The sequence below is a fragment of the Psychrobacter cibarius genome, from assembly GCA_030686115.1.
GTDB classification, from domain to species: Bacteria; Pseudomonadota; Gammaproteobacteria; order Pseudomonadales; family Moraxellaceae; genus Psychrobacter; species Psychrobacter cibarius_C.
In genome coordinates, this window is sequence record CP131612.1 from 1,196,220 (window position 1) to 1,212,596 (window position 16,377).

At 43.5% G+C, this 16,377-nt stretch carries 15 protein-coding genes and 1 tRNA gene; 9 read left to right on the plus strand and 7 right to left on the minus strand.

Annotated features, from left to right (window positions below; genetic code table 11):
* Positions 1–28: 28 nt before the first annotated feature.
* The 3 genes from Q6344_05105 to dinB all read right to left on the minus strand — a co-directional run bounded on the left by Q6344_05105 (position 29) and on the right by dinB (position 4,367).
* Positions 29–1,783, minus strand: coding sequence for a peptigoglycan-binding protein LysM (locus Q6344_05105; protein ID WLG14716.1), 1,755 nt, complete (start codon positions 1,781–1,783; stop codon positions 29–31).
* Between the two features lie 111 nt (positions 1,784–1,894).
* Entirely contained in the window at positions 1,895–3,115 is a 1,221-nt protein-coding gene (queA, locus tag Q6344_05110; protein WLG14717.1) for a tRNA preQ1(34) S-adenosylmethionine ribosyltransferase-isomerase QueA, read from the minus strand.
* Positions 3,116–3,281: 166 nt separating this feature from the next.
* Positions 3,282–4,367, minus strand: a complete 1,086-nt coding sequence (gene dinB / locus Q6344_05115) for a DNA polymerase IV (GenBank protein WLG14718.1) — start codon at positions 4,365–4,367, stop codon at positions 3,282–3,284.
* 508 nt (positions 4,368–4,875) lie between these two features.
* Here dinB and Q6344_05120 point away from each other — a divergent pair.
* On the plus strand, positions 4,876–5,121 hold the full coding sequence (locus Q6344_05120) for a hypothetical protein (GenBank protein ID WLG14719.1): 246 nt from the start codon (positions 4,876–4,878) through the stop codon (positions 5,119–5,121).
* Between the two features lie 65 nt (positions 5,122–5,186).
* On the opposite strand, the gene Q6344_05125 is transcribed toward Q6344_05120, so the two are convergent.
* Together Q6344_05125 and Q6344_05130 are read right to left on the minus strand one after the other, a co-directional pair.
* A tRNA-Leu gene (locus Q6344_05125) sits at positions 5,187–5,272 on the minus strand.
* 134 nt (positions 5,273–5,406) lie between these two features.
* Positions 5,407–6,180, minus strand: a complete 774-nt coding sequence (locus Q6344_05130) for a ferredoxin--NADP reductase (protein WLG14720.1) — start codon at positions 6,178–6,180, stop codon at positions 5,407–5,409.
* A 506-nt stretch (positions 6,181–6,686) separates the two neighbouring features.
* On the opposite strand from Q6344_05130, the gene tsaA reads away from it, so the two are divergent.
* Both tsaA and Q6344_05140 read left to right on the plus strand, forming a co-directional pair.
* Positions 6,687–7,580 (plus strand): tRNA (N6-threonylcarbamoyladenosine(37)-N6)-methyltransferase TrmO, encoded by an 894-nt coding sequence (tsaA, locus tag Q6344_05135; GenBank protein ID WLG14721.1) that lies wholly within the window; start codon positions 6,687–6,689, stop codon positions 7,578–7,580.
* Between the two features lie 100 nt (positions 7,581–7,680).
* Complete coding sequence (locus tag Q6344_05140) at positions 7,681–9,468, plus strand: GspE/PulE family protein (protein ID WLG14722.1); 1,788 nt, start codon at positions 7,681–7,683, stop codon at positions 9,466–9,468.
* A gap of 53 nt (positions 9,469–9,521) precedes the next feature.
* On the opposite strand, the gene Q6344_05145 is transcribed toward Q6344_05140, so the two are convergent.
* A complete protein-coding gene (locus Q6344_05145; GenBank protein WLG14723.1) occupies positions 9,522–10,187 on the minus strand; it encodes an acyltransferase in 666 nt (221 codons plus the stop codon).
* Between the two features lie 212 nt (positions 10,188–10,399).
* Between Q6344_05145 and Q6344_05150 the strand changes: the two genes are divergently transcribed.
* From Q6344_05150 to gspK, 6 genes are all read left to right on the plus strand, one after another.
* Entirely contained in the window at positions 10,400–11,188 is a 789-nt protein-coding gene (locus tag Q6344_05150) for a TatD family hydrolase (protein WLG14724.1), read from the plus strand.
* A 233-nt stretch (positions 11,189–11,421) separates the two neighbouring features.
* Positions 11,422–12,105: a TetR/AcrR family transcriptional regulator gene (locus tag Q6344_05155; protein ID WLG14725.1), complete on the plus strand. Its 684-nt coding sequence runs from the start codon at positions 11,422–11,424 to the stop codon at positions 12,103–12,105.
* Positions 12,106–12,280: 175 nt separating this feature from the next.
* The gene (locus Q6344_05160) at positions 12,281–13,108 is read left to right on the plus strand and encodes a prepilin-type N-terminal cleavage/methylation domain-containing protein (GenBank protein WLG14726.1); all 828 of its coding nucleotides are present in this window, start codon (positions 12,281–12,283) and stop codon (positions 13,106–13,108) included.
* Between the two features lie 3 nt (positions 13,109–13,111).
* Entirely contained in the window at positions 13,112–13,603 is a 492-nt protein-coding gene (gene gspI / locus Q6344_05165; GenBank protein ID WLG14727.1) for a type II secretion system minor pseudopilin GspI, read from the plus strand.
* Positions 13,600–14,454: a type II secretion system minor pseudopilin GspJ gene (gene gspJ, locus Q6344_05170; protein ID WLG14728.1), complete on the plus strand. Its 855-nt coding sequence runs from the start codon at positions 13,600–13,602 to the stop codon at positions 14,452–14,454. The genes gspI and gspJ overlap by 4 nt, the downstream gene beginning before the upstream one ends.
* Positions 14,455–14,493: 39 nt before the next feature.
* Positions 14,494–15,561, plus strand: coding sequence for a type II secretion system minor pseudopilin GspK (gene gspK / locus Q6344_05175; protein WLG14729.1), 1,068 nt, complete (start codon positions 14,494–14,496; stop codon positions 15,559–15,561).
* Between the two features lie 57 nt (positions 15,562–15,618).
* On the opposite strand, the gene Q6344_05180 is transcribed toward gspK, so the two are convergent.
* Positions 15,619–16,299 carry a TetR family transcriptional regulator gene (locus Q6344_05180; protein ID WLG14730.1) on the minus strand — a complete coding sequence of 227 codons (681 nt, stop codon included), beginning with the start codon at positions 16,297–16,299 and terminating at the stop codon, positions 15,619–15,621.
* Positions 16,300–16,377: the final 78 nt, after the last annotated feature.

Below are 16,377 nucleotides of genomic sequence, written 5' to 3' on the forward strand. Positions count from 1 at the left end.
CAGCACACTGCGTTGATCAGTTAGGCAATTATTGATTGCGTAGTTTTTTGAGACGAGCTTGGAGCTCAGCCAGTTTTTGGTTTTGTAATTGAATTTTTCTTGTATAGCTATCAAGTGCACTGCTGGTTTTTGACAGCTGCTGAGCTTGAGCTGCCGTACTTTGTCTTGAGGCCTTGAGCGTGGCTAATATATCTGTGCTGAGACCATTGCCTGTTGTCGCTGCTGATGTTGCTTGGGTGCCATCTGCGTTGCCATTACGACCAGGTGCGAGCACTGAAAACTGTGCTTTTGGCAGCGTTTGCGTTTTAGTAATCATGGTTTTTTTACGCTGTTTAGCGACTTGATTTGTTTCAGACGGTTTTTTAGAGGGTGCTTTTGCAGCCTTTTTTACCACAGGTGTGTTTGCTCTGCGGCTATATTGTCTTTGCGCTTTAATAGCCGCTTCTAGTTTTTGTTGTGATGGTACAACATCGTAACTGGGCAAGCTAAGCTTGGCATCCGCTTTGAGTTGACCCGCGTCTTTATTAATAAAGGCATCAGGGTTTTGCGTTTGAATCTGCTTCATTACTGTTTGAATGTCTAAGTCATTTTCTTGCGCAATTTGCTGTGCAATAACCCATAGACTGTCGTTGCGCTGTACTTGATATTGGGACGCAGTAGTAGTGCGGGCTGCCGTACTGATAGAGGCGTTGTTGGTGACACTAGATGGGACAGTGGCGACAGCTGTATTACTGGTATCAAGACTGGCTTTTGGCGTACTCGCTTTGTTGTCACTCGGCGTTGGCATAATAGGAGAAGCAGTCATCATGCCAGCTTCTGATTTGCTACTCGGCTGTATCTGGCGAGTGACTTGAATATTCAAAATATCGAGCTGTTTATCAGTGACAGCTGTAGCTGATAGACTATTATCTATTGGCATGGTGTTGTTATTGACTAGGGCTGTACCATTCGCTACATTCTTAGCAGAATTGAGGTCGATATTGCTGTTACCTATTGTGGTAACGTTACCATTTGCACTCAAGCGACCATTGTCTAATCGACTGGTTGGATTACGATTATTGTCGTTAGCGTTAAGAGTGTTGTTAACGTTGTTTAAACGACCGTTATCTAGCCGGCTAGGCGCATAAGCAAGATTGTTGCCTTGCGAGGTAGGAGTCGTTGTAGGTGCTTGGATATTAGGTGCTGGCAATTTAGACGCCACCAACTCGCTCGTTGACGAGTGAGTAGTCGCTAGTATGGGCGATAATGTTAATGGCGGCGGTGCACCTTCTCTAACAGTCAACGGTTTAGCCGTATTAGAGGACACGCTGGGTAGATTCGGTTTTTTTGCGCCAGTAACGATGTCTTTAGGCGCGTCAATGGGCAAACGGCTATTGAGCGGCATCAACAATGTCTTGGGAATGACGTTGCGTTGACCCTTATCATTTATGTTTAAAACCACATCAGCAAAAGGTGTAGATACAGGTTTTGAGGTAGTAATAAATACTTGACCGCTGGTCGCTGAGGTAGGCTTGAAACGTACGGTCATCGAATCAGTTTGGGCCAAGCCCATTTGCTGATAAATAGTAGAGTTTGCCAAACTTGCTGAAAAGTCAGCGGCTCGAATATCACTGACCACAATGCTCGCAGCTAGCGGCTCATGTTGGGCAGAGGTGACTACAGTCTTACCAATCGTTGCAGCTTGTGCACTCGATACGAGAGCCGCATAGCCTACGGAACAAAGTAGTGCCATCGAGACCGCGCGATGTACCGTAGTCAACCGATGAGATAAATGACAAGACATGTGCAGACCTTTAAGATATAAGTTATCTGTGCTGTTATAACAAAATACCATTTAGTTTACCAGTTTATTTCACAACTGTTGTGGACAATACAAAAAATGTTTGAGTATTGTTTAATCGCGCTTTCTATCGAGCAGCATTGCATCACCATAACTAAAGAAGCGATAGTGTTCTTTAATCGCATGTTGATAAGCATGCTCAATGGCATCTTTACCCGAAAATGCCGACACCAGCATTAATAACGTTGATTTGGGTAAATGGAAATTGGTCAACAGTCGATCTATCACACCAAACTTAAACCCTGGGTAAATGAATATATCGGTATCACCTGACCAGCTGGAGAGAGGCTGCCCATTAACGGCTGTTTTTTGATAAGCCGTTTCGAGCACGCGTGTGACCGTGGTACCAATAGCGATGACTTGTTTACCATTCGCATGGGTTTGATTGATGAGCTCAGCAGTTGCTTGTGGTAAATGTGCATATTCACTATGCATGGTGTGATTGAGCAAGTTGTCCGTTTTTACTGGCGCAAATGTACCAGCGCCAACGTGTAAAGTCACAAAAGCCGTACGAATACCTTTTGCCGCAAGTTTGCTCAGTACCGATTCATCAAAGTGTAAGCTTGCAGTCGGTGCAGCCACGCTCGCAAGCTTGGTTGGATCATGAAAAACCGTTTGATAACGAGTATTGTCTGTCTCATCCGCATGACGTTCAAAGTAGGGGGGAATAGGCAGCTCACCATAAAGCTCTAAATGCGGCAAGATCGGCGCATCAAATGCTAAAATAAATAAGTTGTCTTGACGACCAATCATCACCGCCTTCATATGACCGTCAGCAAGCTGCAAGTGTTGTCCAAGTTTGAGCGCTTTACTGGCTTTAACATGGCAAAGTGCAATATGTTCTTGATTCACGGGTTTGTCATTTGCAGCTTCTACAGATTTTTCAGCCTCTACATATAAAGTCGCTGTCTCTAAATCTGAGATATCAACCAAACGTTCAATCAATACTTCAAGCTTACCGCCAGTATCCTTTTGTCCGAAGAGGCGCGCTTTCATCACCTTTGTATCATTAAAGACAATCAAATCACCTTCATTTAATAACTCAGGTAACTCAGTGAATAAGCGATCTTCTACAAGCGTAGAGTCTTTTTGATTATTGGCGGGCAAATACAAAAGTTTTGAGGCAGAACGCTGTGAGAGAGGATAGCGCGCAATCAGGCTATCTGGCAGCTCATAATCATAGTCATCAACGCTCAAATAATTCAAACCATTGTTGTTTTTTTTGGCATCAATTGAGGCGGCAGTAGTAGAGTCTATAGTGTGAAAATCGGTCATAATCAATCTTTAAATGAATGTAAATTTTGGCGTAATTGTAGCAGAAACGATGTCATGAAAGGACAGTTTAGTAACGACTCATGCGCACAAAACGGTTTGTATATTAAATAGCCTAAACATTAATTGTTAGAATGAATAATTAACAAAAGCAATGAGCGTCAGTATGTTATTCAAACAAATTTAACTGCGGCAACAATTGGGCGGCAGGTGCCAATGAAGAGAAAGTAACACCGACTAAGCGGATAGGTAGCTCACGAGGAATGTCTAAAAACAGTTTGTCTAACCAATAATGGGCAGAATCAGCACTGTTAAAGGCAGTCGATAGCGTGTGTGAGCGGGTGATTTGAGTGAAGTCTGCGTATTTAACTTTTAGAGTAATGGTATAGGCGACCAGCTGTTTTTGTTGTAGTTGATGAAAGGCATCGGCATTTTGTTCATAAATTTGTATACGTAATTCATGGTTATCACTTAGATTGTCTTTGAATGTGGTCTCAGAACCCACAGATTTATGCGCGCGCTCAGATTTAACAGCACGCTCATCACGCCCATGGGCAATATCGTGATAAAACTGCCCACGCTTGCCGAACTCCTGCACCAAGACAGCTGCTTGCATTCGCTTAAGATCCGCGCCAGTACTTACACCCATCGCATGTAAGCGCTTGGCAGTGGCTTTACCAATACCATGAAAGCGCTCGATAGGTAGCGTACTGATAAAGGCATCAGCGTCCGCTGGCGTGATGATAGCCGTACCATTGGGCTTATTGATATCAGAGGCAATTTTAGCCAGCATCTTGTTAAACGACACACCTGCTGAGGCCATTAATCCAGTATGCGCTAGTATTTGTGCCCTTAGCCAGTTCGCCATCAAGGTCGCTGAGCCTTTATGGACTTGTAGCCCTGTAACATCGAGATACGCCTCATCTAGAGACAATGGTTCAACATGTGGCGTTAAGCGGTACATAATCTGGCGAATATCGCTACTAACTGCGCGATAAACCTCAAAGCGTGGCCTTACAAAAATGACTTCTGGGCAACGTTTACGCGCCTCATAACAAGACATGGCAGAGCGTACACCAAATTTACGCACCTCATAGCTGGCTGCCGCGACCACGCCGCGACCACTTGGATCGCCACCAACCACCAGTGGCTTACCGCGCAGTTCAGGAAAGTCACGCTGCTCCACACTGGCATAAAAAGCATCCATGTCTATATGAATGATTTTACGAGGGCTAGCATTTATAGAAGTTGTCATACTCACTATTTTACCTGATTCAAGCGCTTTGATTGAGTGTCAAAATTTGGATTTATCGATAGACTCCTTTGCTAGGTTAGCAGGACGCTAGCAATGATATATGAATAATTTTATATGTCATAAATCTTATATATCATAGAGTTAGTTAATAATAAACAGTAGTATTCATTCAAAAAAATCGCATTTAGCAAACATATTTTTGCTCTTAAATTATCTAAGTCTACTGTAAATCAAACTCATTTGTACTCTTGCACCACCTGTCGTATCCACCTCACCGTTTGTCATAAATCTCACATTTAGATGTTACAGTTTTGATTCTGGTGTTTTACAATATAGTATCCGCGCTAATGGATGACTGTAAAACAATAAGTAATGCCTTGTGCGCCTCTATGACCATGTAAAAAAGACATTGCTTATCGCTCATGCCAAGGTCGAAAATGGAGTTTTGGTAAAATTAACTCTTTAAGAGCTTGATGTTAGAGAGTTTAGAATGACTAAGGAGCTGATGATGAATAATGAACTAAAAGGGAGTGATTTAACAAGGGCGATGCTAGCACGCGGCGATAAAAAAGTATGGTGTGCGGTTTGTGATGATAGTGATGAGCAAGCAATGATGGATCATTGTGGTAATGATTTTACGGCTTATATCGTGTCATTTCGTGACGGACATTTTTATTGTAATGCTGGCATGCCGTGGGAGTTTGCCGTGCCCATTAAGATAATTGCGGTGCTGCAATCTGAAATAGAGAAGTAAGTGAAGCAATAATATTACCGGCACAAAAAAACCTCCTAATGAGGAGGCTGATTTGTTACTAATATTGGTACCAGTGGTCGGACTCGAACCGACACGCTTATTAGGCAACGGATTTTGAATCCGTCATGTCTACCAATTCCATCACACTGGCATGTTAGAAGATAAGGTCTATTAGATAGAGATTATCGAATTGGGCTACAGGGTTAACTCTGTATAGGCTGCGTATTATAGCAGCCTATTTTTATCCGTCAAGAATTATTTTATATAATTTTCAATTAAATTGGTTTAGCCTACAAAAGCACGTTCAACGGCATAATCTGCTTGGACACCCATGCGTGGTGAAACAGTCAAACCAAAATCATCCAAAATCGCTGAAACTTCAGCATTAAATGGCATGCTACCGCAGATCATGACACGGTCGTCTTCTTTATTCATCGGTGGTAAGCCAATGTCTTCAAAGAGCTTTCCTGAGGTCATTAAGTCAGTCACGCGACCTTGATTTTTGAAATCCTCACGAGTCACTGTTGGGTAGTAGATGAATTTTTCACGGTACCATTCACCAAAGATCTCGTCGTTAGGTAACTCATTTTCAAACATATCACGATACGCCAAATCATCGACATGGCGCACACCATGTACCAAGATGATTTTTTCAAAGCGTTCATAGACTTCAGGATCACGTGCCAACGATAAAAATGGCGCCAGTCCAGTGCCTGTAGAGAGCATATAAAGGTTTTTGCCAGGCAGTAAATCATCTAGTACCAAAGTGCCCGTTGGTTTTTTGCTCACCAACAGCTCGTCACCAACTTTAATATGCTGCAAGCGCGAGGTTAATGGACCATCTTGAACTTTGATAGAAAAGAATTCTAAGTGATCTTCGTAGTTCGGGCTAGCAATCGAATAAGCGCGCAATAGTGGTCTGCCATCGACAACGATCCCGATCATCGCAAATTCGCCATTACGAAAGCGCAGGCCATCGTCGCGAGTTGTCTTGATGCTAAATAGAGCGTCATTCCAGTGATGAACCTCTGTGACCGTTTCGGTGCGAAGTTTTGACATAAAGTCCTCGTTAATAAGTTGCTATCGGTTTTATTAAGTTTAAATGAGTGTTAAATTAAAATTTTCAATGAAAAAGGGTATAGAAAGGTAGTAAATTTTCAATCACTATTGGAACAGCCAATCGTTTAAAACATCTATCATGCAAAGTAAGTAGCATAGCCGATGTTTTAACCAATGTTATGGGGCGATATTCTAACACCTTATTAAGCATTTAAAATTAGGAGAGGGACTGATAAGGTCTAAGGATAGATACGACTGAATCTGTCACCTGTCAAACCACGACAATGGCTGTTGCTGTAGATGGCTTATAAGGGTTGAAAAATAAAGGCTCTCATCGAATTTATGGCTCATAATACCAAAATTTAAAATAAAAATCCGTCTAGCAGCGGCGATGCGGCATGATAAAATGGAATATCGTTAGTGAGTAATTTTGTATCACTGGATAATATGCGCTAAACGTTCTCATAAAAGCAGATGCTTACTATTGAACGGCTTTTTGGAGAAACATGATGTCCGATGATAATATCTCTTTGGCGGGTTACCACCATGCGCCAATGATTGGCTACCATCGTGCGCCGCTATCACAGAAATTTGGTGCGCCACGCCAGCCGAATTTGGTTGCGCTCATCAGTATCATTGAGATGATAGCGCCTTATGACTCGCCAGTAGCATTTGCCGGTTTAGACGCGTTCAGCCATATCTGGATCAGTTGGCAGTTTCATCATAACTATACTAATAAAGACACTCATATTGGCAAAGGCGGCACTGGCTTTCGTGCGCAAGTCCGCCCACCAAGGCTCGGTGGCAATCAAAAAATAGGGGTATTCGCCAGTCGCAGTATGTATCGACCTTCAGCGCTTGGGTTATCTGTCGTCAAGCTTGAAAGTATCGAGGTTTGCGATGGGCGCGTGTTACTTATTATTAGCGGTGCCGATATGATAGATGGTACGCCGATTATCGATATTAAGCCCTATGTCGCTTATAGCGATGCGCTCAGTAATGCAAAAAGCGGGTTTGCGCCAACTGCGCCAGACTTATTAGAGGTAATTATTGCGGAGTCTGCTTACGAGCAATTTATGACGTTGGTTGATGCTGGACGATGCGATAAAAATGACAATGACAATGAGACTGAGACTGAGACTGAGAGTAAAAATAATAAGAAAGCTATTCATGCAAAAAATAATAGTGTAGCGACGCTTATTCAACAAATGCAAGAGCAGTTGCTCATTGCTGATATCGAGACTATTAAAGCGTTAATTGCACAAGACCCGCGTCCAGCTTATCGTCGCGCGGAGATAAATACGCCGTTTGTCATGCGTTATAAGTCTGTCGATGTGAGCTTCCAGTTGATAGAATCAGGGCAATTGCAGATAACGGCTGTTGTCAAAGTGAGCTTATAGTGCCCAGTGACGCCATTACTGCCGCATGAATTATCCATAAATCACTCCTCAATAAATAACGCATCAATAAATAATGCATCAATAATAAAAGAAGAAAAATATGTCTGCTCAGAAATATTCAATCGTGATTGATTTACGTTGGTGCTTAGATGAACTATTGGCAGATAAGGTAATTGATCAGCGTGGCTACAATTTAGTGATGACGAGCCGCCGTGATAAAGCGCAGCATCCACTCCTGACCATCAGTGAATTTGGTCTGCCAAACGGTCATGCACTGGATAAAAATGTTGAGCATAAATTGACTTTGGTATGGTTGAATCAATGGTTAGCTGCCAAAGCAGGCATGGCACTTGTCCGTATTGACCCGTTAAAAGTCGATGTCCCAGCCGTCACTCAGTTGATGTCCTTTGAATATGCACGCTCACAGCATATTTTGCCCATTGAAGTGACGAATGATGAAGTCGTCATCGGTACAGACCAGCCGTTCTGTACTGAGTGGCAGACAAGTATCGAAAAATTAATCAAGTCTAAAACTTATCGTACGGTTTATATCAATCCTGAGCAAATCAATCGCTACCGTCAAGAATTTTACCAAGTCACCCAAGCGATTGCAGGAGCAAATAGTGTCTATAAGCGGGCGGCGGCTGATGTCACCAATGTCGAGGCATTACTGCAACTGGGCGACAATACCAACCCTGATGCCAACGATCAACATATTGTCAGAGTTGTCGATTGGTTGTTGCAATACGCTTTTGAGCAGCGAGCCAGTGATATCCATTTAGAGCCTCGCCGTGAGACGGGTAAAGTCCGTTTTCGTATCGATGGCGTGTTGCATACCGTCTATGAGATGCCTTTGGCAATCATTGTCGCGGTGACGGCGCGGATTAAAATATTAGGACGACTAAATGTGGCAGAAAAACGCAAACCACAAGATGGTAGGTTGAAAACCCGCACTCCAAAGGGTCTAGAAACTGAGCTGCGCCTATCGACGATGCCGACTGCCTTTGGCGAAAAGCTGGTGATGCGGGTATTTGATCCTGAAGTGCTGGTGCGCTCGTTTGCTCAGCTTGGTTTGTCAGGTAAGCAGCTCGATACTTGGCATGAGCTGACCGCGCATCCAAATGGAATTATCTTGGTTACGGGTCCGACTGGTTCAGGCAAGACTACAACGTTGTACAGTACGCTTAAGCAGCTCGCCACCGAGCAAGTTAACGTCTGTACGATTGAAGATCCCATCGAGATGATTGAGCCTGCTTTTAACCAAATGCAGGTCAATCCAGGGGTTGATTTGCATTTTGCAGATGGTATTCGCTCTTTGATGCGCCAAGACCCAGATATCATTATGGTCGGTGAGATTCGCGATGCTGAAACCGCCAATATGGCAGTACAAGCATCACTCACTGGACATTTGGTACTCTCGACGTTGCATACCAATGATGCACCAAGCTCACTTACTCGCTTGCATGATTTGGGCATTCAGCCGTTTTTGACCTCAGCGACGATATTAGGCGTCATGGCGCAGCGTTTGCTGCGCACGTTATGTCCGCATTGCAAAAAAGCCCTAGACGTAGTCCCAGACAGTGAAATTGCTGTTCAGTGGCAGGAACTGGTTCAGCCTTGGCGTGCGCCCGCTCCAGCGCAAATTTATACGGCGCAAGGCTGCGAGCATTGTCGCCATACGGGCTATCAAGGTCGCGTTGGTTTATATGAAATCATGCCATTATCGAATGAGCTAAAAAAACTGGTCGCCGCCGATGCCAATTTAGATGTGCTTAAGCAGCAAGCGTACCGCGAAGGTGTGCAGCCATTGCGCTTATCGGGCGCAAAGCGTATTAGTGAAGGGGTAACGACCATAGAAGAAGTAATGAGAGTGGTGCCATTGCATTGATGTCAAATAGCCAGTGCTTGCTTTAGCAAAACGTTGCCTTGTAACTTAACTCTTTAACGCTCCCAGCGTACATTTTGGCGAATAATTTTGGCTGGTGTACCAGCAATCATGCAGTTGGGCGTCTCAACTGGTTTATTGACAAATGCCCCTGCTGCAATGATACAACCACTGGCGATAGAGACATTTTTAGAAATGGTCACATTGGCGGCAATCCAAATATGGTCTCCTAAAATGACGTCTGTATGTGCCTTATTCACTCGCGCGTTAGTGTCTATATCATAGACCTTGTGAACGTCAGTCGCTCGAATTTCGATACCACGTGATATCATGCATGATTGACCAATGGCCACACTTTTATCGCGCGCCAAAATATAGCAATCAATAGCGGTGGTATGATTGCCGATATAAATATGCAGATGATTACCGACAACCAATAATTGCCCCGAGAATTTAACGTGCTCTCCAATCGTGACTTGGTTGTGATTGCCGTTGATGTCAATTTTTAACTGATTAAATTTGCCGCCCTTACCGATAGTAATTTGATTGTCATGACCTTTACGAATGGTAATGGTCGAATTGCCAATGATGCGTGCATCTTTGGCAATATTGATATGATTATTGAGCCCTTTGTCTTGTAATAAAAACCGCTTTTTATAGAGCTGTTTGGGTAATAATGTTTTTATAATCGGAGAAAGGCTGATGGTTTTTTTATGGTTCATAATGATGGGCTTATGAAAAGTGAGTAGAAGGTGTAATGTTTTTACTAGCGATGACTTTTATGATTGATTGGCTGTTTTAAATATGGTTGAGGAGCGTGTTGATAGTGTACAGCTAAACTTTGCTTGAAAACAGCTGCCTTTGGAGCAATCAATACTCTAAGGTTTTAAACCCAATATTTTTTATTCATTCATTTTTAATAACGAGATTACTTATGTTTACTGATAGCCATTGCCATCTTAATCGCTTAGATTTAACCAAGTATGATGGTAAATTGTCTGGCGCGATTGACGCGATGAAAACTGCTAATGTCACCCGCGCAATGGCGATTATGTGTGATTTTGCCGAATATGATGAGATTGCTCATATTGTCAGCACTTATGGTGATGAGGCGCTAAATCTTGGCATGAGTGTCGGTATTCATCCTTGTGAAGATATCAGTGTCTTGCAATCAGCGACAGTTGAGCGTTTGATCGAAACGGCTGATGCTGACTATGTATGGGCGATTGGGGAGACAGGATTAGATTATTACTGGTCAACGGAAAATAAAAAAGAGCAGCAAGCCAGTCTTGCTCGCCATATTCATGCCAGTCAAAGCCTGAAAAAGCCACTCGTCATTCATATGCGTGATGCCAAAGAAGATACGATTGATATACTAAAATCAGAAGGCGCTGAACATGGCATTATTCATTGCTTTACCGAAGATTGGGAGACGGCCAAGCGTGCACTTGACTTAGGGTTTTATATCTCATTTTCGGGCATTGTTAGCTTTAAGAGTGCTCAAATGATTAAAAATGCAGCAAAAAACATGCCTAGAGATAGACTGCTTATCGAAACCGATAGCCCTTATCTAGCACCGGTGCCCAAGCGTGGTAGACCGAATGAGCCTGCCTACGTACCGTATGTCGCCAGTTGTCTGGCAGAGATGTATGGCTGTAGTAGCAATGATGTTGGGGCATTAACTGCAAAAAACTTTGAGAATTTACTGGCACAGTATCACTAAAATGGTTATGCTATGACCACTCAGTCATTTATGATACAGTCCTATTGCTTTACGTTATTTGTATTTATGATGTGGAGCGTAAGCCTATGATTATCAATGACTATTTAGCAAACATAAGCATATCTCCTTTGGTGGTTTTCGAGCAGACTTTGTATGATGTTATACGCTTGTCGCCGATGCATTCATCCACACGATGGTCATATGCTTAATCTTGTCAGGTTTTAGGAGAGATTATGAGTCGTCAGCATCAGTTCAAGGCACGAGAAGAGAATATCTTAGCGATGGCAGAGCAATTGCTACTTGAGTCAGGCGATGGTGATATTACTTTAGACAGTTTGGCAGACCAGCTGGATCTGGCTAAAGGTACACTGTATAAGCATTTCTCCAGTAAAGATGAACTCTATTTGCGTATTATTATCCGCTATGAAGAACAACTGTTTGAGATTAATCGTATTGATGATTGTCCATCAGCAGGCGTTGCTCGTATGATCTTTCAGCAGTTATTTAATCCACAAAAAGCCATGTTGCTCAATCAAATCGAAGAGCGTTTGGCGGCATCAGTGACGGGTCTTAATCGCTTGTTTGGTGAGCTATATGATATTCGCCGTCAGCGTATGAAACGCTTGATTGACATTATCAGTGCGTATTTACAAGAGCAGCATAGTAGTTTGAGCACGCGCGACTATTTGTCCTCGATTTGGGCGATGGGTCAGGGCGGTGCTGGACTATTAAATTCAAGCTTTTACCAGCGGTATTTGGGTCGCCGTGATACCCTACGTTATGCCTTCGTTCAGCAAATGCTTGAGTTGCCGAGCCATTATCCTGCGGCTGACGATGAGGTGATGGATGAAGATATGCAGGAGTTGGTCGAGCAAATCGATACTGAGTCAGAAGAGCACCGTAATACCAGTTATTAATATCTTTATTCAACTTATGGTCTTTTAACGCAAGTTTTTTAAATTCGTGTTGCTATATTCATTATCGCAGCACGGTGTATCCATGCTAAAAATGGGTATATGCTTACCAGCTTTAGCGCCCAATCATAGTTTTATTCTTCATACCACAACCTACTCATAGGTTTATAGGTGCAATATGCCGGTCACTGCCAAGATTCCGTCCAGCTCAGCGGTCACTTGCTATTCACACTTAAGTCATCAATATTTGCAGTATAAAAACACGGATAGATATCTCTTACCTCTGGTTTATCAGCATAAATCCTTTCTAGTACAAAACGCTCACGTTTCCCCTTATAAATCCTCAAGCCTTGCTCAGGCACAACAGGGATTTACCCTTGTCGAAATTGTAGTGGTGGTCGTTATTCTATCTATCTTTGCTGGCATGATGAGCTTGTCGGTGGGCAGTAGTGAATCGCGTAAAAACCGTGCTTTTTATGAGTATTTAACGGATTCACTGAGCTATGTGCGGTTGTTGTCTGCTGAGCGTATGCAGCCGATGGGTTTAAGTTTACAAGCGGATAAACAAGGTCAAGTAGCTCCTGTGATTGTTACTTTATCAAATCCTTATATTGCCTATCAGACCAATGATACCCCGTCAAATAGCATGGACAGCATGCCTAAAAATTCGATGGAATTGTCTGCTGACCTGACAAGTAGGTCGGGGGCGATGGGAAAGCAACAACCAGTGCCTAGCTGGGAGATTGAGCCAGAAGTCAGTTTGCCAGAGTTACCTGCTGGGGTTAGTTTAAGGGTGCAAAGCTTGGAGGCTGGCAATCTATCAATGCCTGAACAGGGGCAAACATTGCAGCCTTGGTTTGCTAATCAAGCAGTCCCACAGATATTATGGTTTGGTACAGGGCAAGCAACGCCCGTCACCATTGAGGTGCTGCACAATTCGCGTCTGGTGGGCGAGGTCATTACTATTATGCCTGATGGTAGTATGACGATCGGACAAGGACTGTAACTGATGATAGATAAGGATGACATTATATCTGCTGATATAAACAAAAAGCCAATGCTATCGCATGAAAGCGGCTTTACTCTGATTGAGGTAATGGTAGCGTTAGCGATTTTAGCGGTTGTTGCTGTGGCTGCTAGCCGTGCCAGTAGTGCTTATCTCAGCTCAGTGGATGTCTTACGCACACGCACACTGGCACATTTTGTCGCACAGAATGCGGCCGCTGATTTGCGTATTCAAGAGACTTGGCTGACGGCCAATCGCACACAAACAATCAATGCTCAAGGGCGTGATTGGCAAGTCGTGATGACGGTCAGTGATGCCATTACGCCTGCTTTAAAAGAGGTGAATATCGCTGTCGCACCCATTATAGATGGACAGACGCGCACCGCCGTGACTGATATCAACGTAATATTGAGCAATGCGGAGCAAGACGTTGGCAGTTTGGACTTAAGCAGTTTGGGTGCTGATATTGCAGGGCAGTCTGGAGGCAATCCGTGAAGTCGCAGCGTGGATTTACGCTACTTGAATTGATGGTCGCCATGGCAATATTTGCGATGCTGGCGGTGGCTGGCTGGCAAGTGTTTGATAGCGTCAACCGCGCCCGAGAACGTGCACAATTTCATGCTGATAACTTAGCTGTTTTGCAATATGCTTATTTGCAGCTACAGCAAGACATGGGTCAAATTATCCCTTATCAAATACCAAATACTCAAAATATCAGTGTGACAAATAACAGTACAAATGCCAGTGATAGCACAAACAATAGCGCCCAAGCCAATGAAACAGTGCCTGAGCCTTTTATGAGCTTGGATGGTGAGCATGTCAGCTTTGTTCGTTTTGCCGACCCCGATCCACGTTATCAAAGTAGCATGAGTGTCCAGCATATCGAATACATTTTTGCAGATGAGCGTTTAATTCGCCGCCAATATACCAGCATCGATGGTGGGCGCGATAGCATCAGCCTAGACAGTGTATTGCTAGAAGGCGTCACCGCAGGGCGTTGGCAAGCATATTTACCTGAACTGAGCACCAAATTCCCAGATGCAGACAGCAGTAATAACGGCAATAGCAGTACAAAGACAACCTCTGGGCAGACGGCCAATGCCATAAACGTCAAGCCGGCAGTGGTTTTATTGCCCAAAGGTATTGCTGTCAATTTTACTTATCAGGATATGCCTATCACTTGGCAGTGGGCGCTTGCTCCCCAACCAATACCAATTAACAATACCAACAAAAGCAATAACAATGCTGCTAATAATGGCAATGGTAGCAATAACGATAGTAGTGATAATACTAATAATGACAACCCGAATAGTAATGTAAATAACAATGCAGGAAGTAATATTTAACATGTACAACTGGGTCAATAATAAAAGCGGCTTAAGTCAATGACAACGCACTCTCAGCGCGGAGTAGCGCTGCTCACTATCTTACTATTGGTGGTCAGTATTACCGTGGTGGCGGGGGCGATGCTTGCCAGTCAAAAGATTGCTATTAGGCGTAGCGGTTTATTGTTTGATCAAAATCAGCTGTCACAAGATATCAATGCTGGTCAGCAATTAGCCATCACGATGATTCGTGCTGACGATAAGCTGAATGACACAGATAGTGAGCAAGATATTTGGGCGCAGCCATTACCGCCTTATCTTTTAGCCAATCATAGCATCAGTATTGAATTGCGCGATGAAGCCAGTCGTTTTAATATTAATAATTTATATCAGAATGGCGCGGTTGATAGCGCCGCTGTAGCCATATTTCAAAGACTATTGACACAATTAAATCTGGAACCTGATATTGCCATTGCTGTTCTTGATTATCAAGATACGGATAGCGACGTTTATCAAGATGGTGGTGATGAGAGTGTGGTTTATTCTCAGCAATCAAGTGGCTCAGCGAGTAAGACTTTGCCCAATCAAGCATTGGTGAGTGTCGATCAGTTGCAAGAGATTCGAGGGGTAAATGCTGAAGTACTAGCAGCACTACGTCCTTATATTACGGCGGTTCCTTATTATGTGCCTATTAATGTCAATACTGCCAGTCCAGTTTTGCTGGCTGCACTGATAGATGGCGCAACCAGCCAACAGATGCAGGGATTGGTCGATATGCGGGCAAAGCAGGCGTTAGCCTCTATCGATGATGTGTGGCAATTGCCGATGTTGAGCAGCTTAAATGATGATCAGCGAAAGGCGTTAAAACCACTGCTCGCAGTCGATAGCCAAGCCTTTATGGCGCTTATTACCGCAACGGATAGTGCAAGTCTTGGTCAACAAAGACAACGGTTTGCAACCGTATTGATTAGTAAAATTGCGACTGATACTGGCGCGGCAGCAGGGAGTAATGCGAATAGCAGCACGCCTAACAATAATAATGGTAATAATGAGAATGGCAATAATAAAAAAGCCAAAGAAATTAAAGTGGTGACACAACGTTTATGGGCATTTAGACCCAGTTTCTAACGTTGAGCCACCTAAAAAGAGTCTCAATCAGTGCCGAGGTAGAATAGCTGACGCCACTTAATCTCCTAAGTGCGTCTCTTCCGTAGATTTCCAGTTATAAGCCCCATAAAACAGCATCTGTGCTTGGCGAGTACAATTATGGAGCATCAGCTGTTTATTTTCTTCAATCTCGTTCAGATCGATTTCATCATCATGGTCTTCAGTATAAGTCAGCTCCAACCAATCGATAATCCAAGAAAAGAACATATTTACCCCAGCTTCAGCCAGTAGGCGACGGTCATAGGCGTTGATATGAGTAAAAGCAGGCTGTAGCGCTAAATCATCAGCCAAGCTTTGAGCATGTTTTTTGACAAGTTCATTAATGGCTTTGCGTACAGCTTCTGAGCCACCGTAGCGCTCACTGACTAAAAATTGCCAGTAATAAGGCTGATCACTGACCATATACAAGAACAGCTGAATGCTCTTAGCAATTTGGCGATCAAAGCTACGTTTACGCCCAATTTGCAAGCTATCGCTTAGAATCGCCAGCGTACCGCCTAGTTCTTCTACCACCAATGCTCGACCAAGCGATTCCATGTCATCAAAATGCCGATAAAATGCGGTCGGCACCACGCCAACCTCACGCGTTACTTGCCGGAGGCTGATTGAGCTAAAAGACTGCCCTGTCATACATAAATCAAGCACGGCATTAAAAAAGGCGTGCCGAGTTTGAAGTTTCTTTTGTTCGCGACTGCTCATAATATTTCAAAATTGTCCAATAAGGGTTTATCATACTCATTTCAGCGTAAAAATACGACTGAAATACGCAACTTGTGT

What these genes read in the sequence shown, in the direction of transcription:
- tsaA (WLG14721.1), top strand. Translation starts at nt 6,687, where the DNA reads ATGATGTCCGATGATAATATCTCTTTGGCGGGTTACCACCATGCGCCA.
- Q6344_05150 (WLG14724.1), top strand. Translation starts at nt 10,400, where the DNA reads ATGTTTACTGATAGCCATTGCCATCTTAATCGCTTAGATTTAACCAAG.
- Q6344_05140 (WLG14722.1), top strand. Translation starts at nt 7,681, where the DNA reads ATGTCTGCTCAGAAATATTCAATCGTGATTGATTTACGTTGGTGCTTA.
- Q6344_05180 (WLG14730.1), bottom strand. Translation starts at nt 16,299, where the DNA reads ATGAGCAGTCGCGAACAAAAGAAACTTCAAACTCGGCACGCCTTTTTT.
- gspI (WLG14727.1), top strand. Translation starts at nt 13,112, where the DNA reads ATGATAGATAAGGATGACATTATATCTGCTGATATAAACAAAAAGCCA.
- gspK (WLG14729.1), top strand. Translation starts at nt 14,494, where the DNA reads ATGACAACGCACTCTCAGCGCGGAGTAGCGCTGCTCACTATCTTACTA.
- Q6344_05155 (WLG14725.1), top strand. Translation starts at nt 11,422, where the DNA reads ATGAGTCGTCAGCATCAGTTCAAGGCACGAGAAGAGAATATCTTAGCG.
- Q6344_05105 (WLG14716.1), bottom strand. Translation starts at nt 1,783, where the DNA reads ATGTCTTGTCATTTATCTCATCGGTTGACTACGGTACATCGCGCGGTC.
- Q6344_05145 (WLG14723.1), bottom strand. Translation starts at nt 10,187, where the DNA reads ATGAACCATAAAAAAACCATCAGCCTTTCTCCGATTATAAAAACATTA.
- Q6344_05120 (WLG14719.1), top strand. Translation starts at nt 4,876, where the DNA reads ATGAATAATGAACTAAAAGGGAGTGATTTAACAAGGGCGATGCTAGCA.
- Q6344_05130 (WLG14720.1), bottom strand. Translation starts at nt 6,180, where the DNA reads ATGTCAAAACTTCGCACCGAAACGGTCACAGAGGTTCATCACTGGAAT.
- dinB (WLG14718.1), bottom strand. Translation starts at nt 4,367, where the DNA reads ATGACAACTTCTATAAATGCTAGCCCTCGTAAAATCATTCATATAGAC.
- Q6344_05160 (WLG14726.1), top strand. Translation starts at nt 12,281, where the DNA reads ATGCCGGTCACTGCCAAGATTCCGTCCAGCTCAGCGGTCACTTGCTAT.
- queA (WLG14717.1), bottom strand. Translation starts at nt 3,115, where the DNA reads ATGACCGATTTTCACACTATAGACTCTACTACTGCCGCCTCAATTGAT.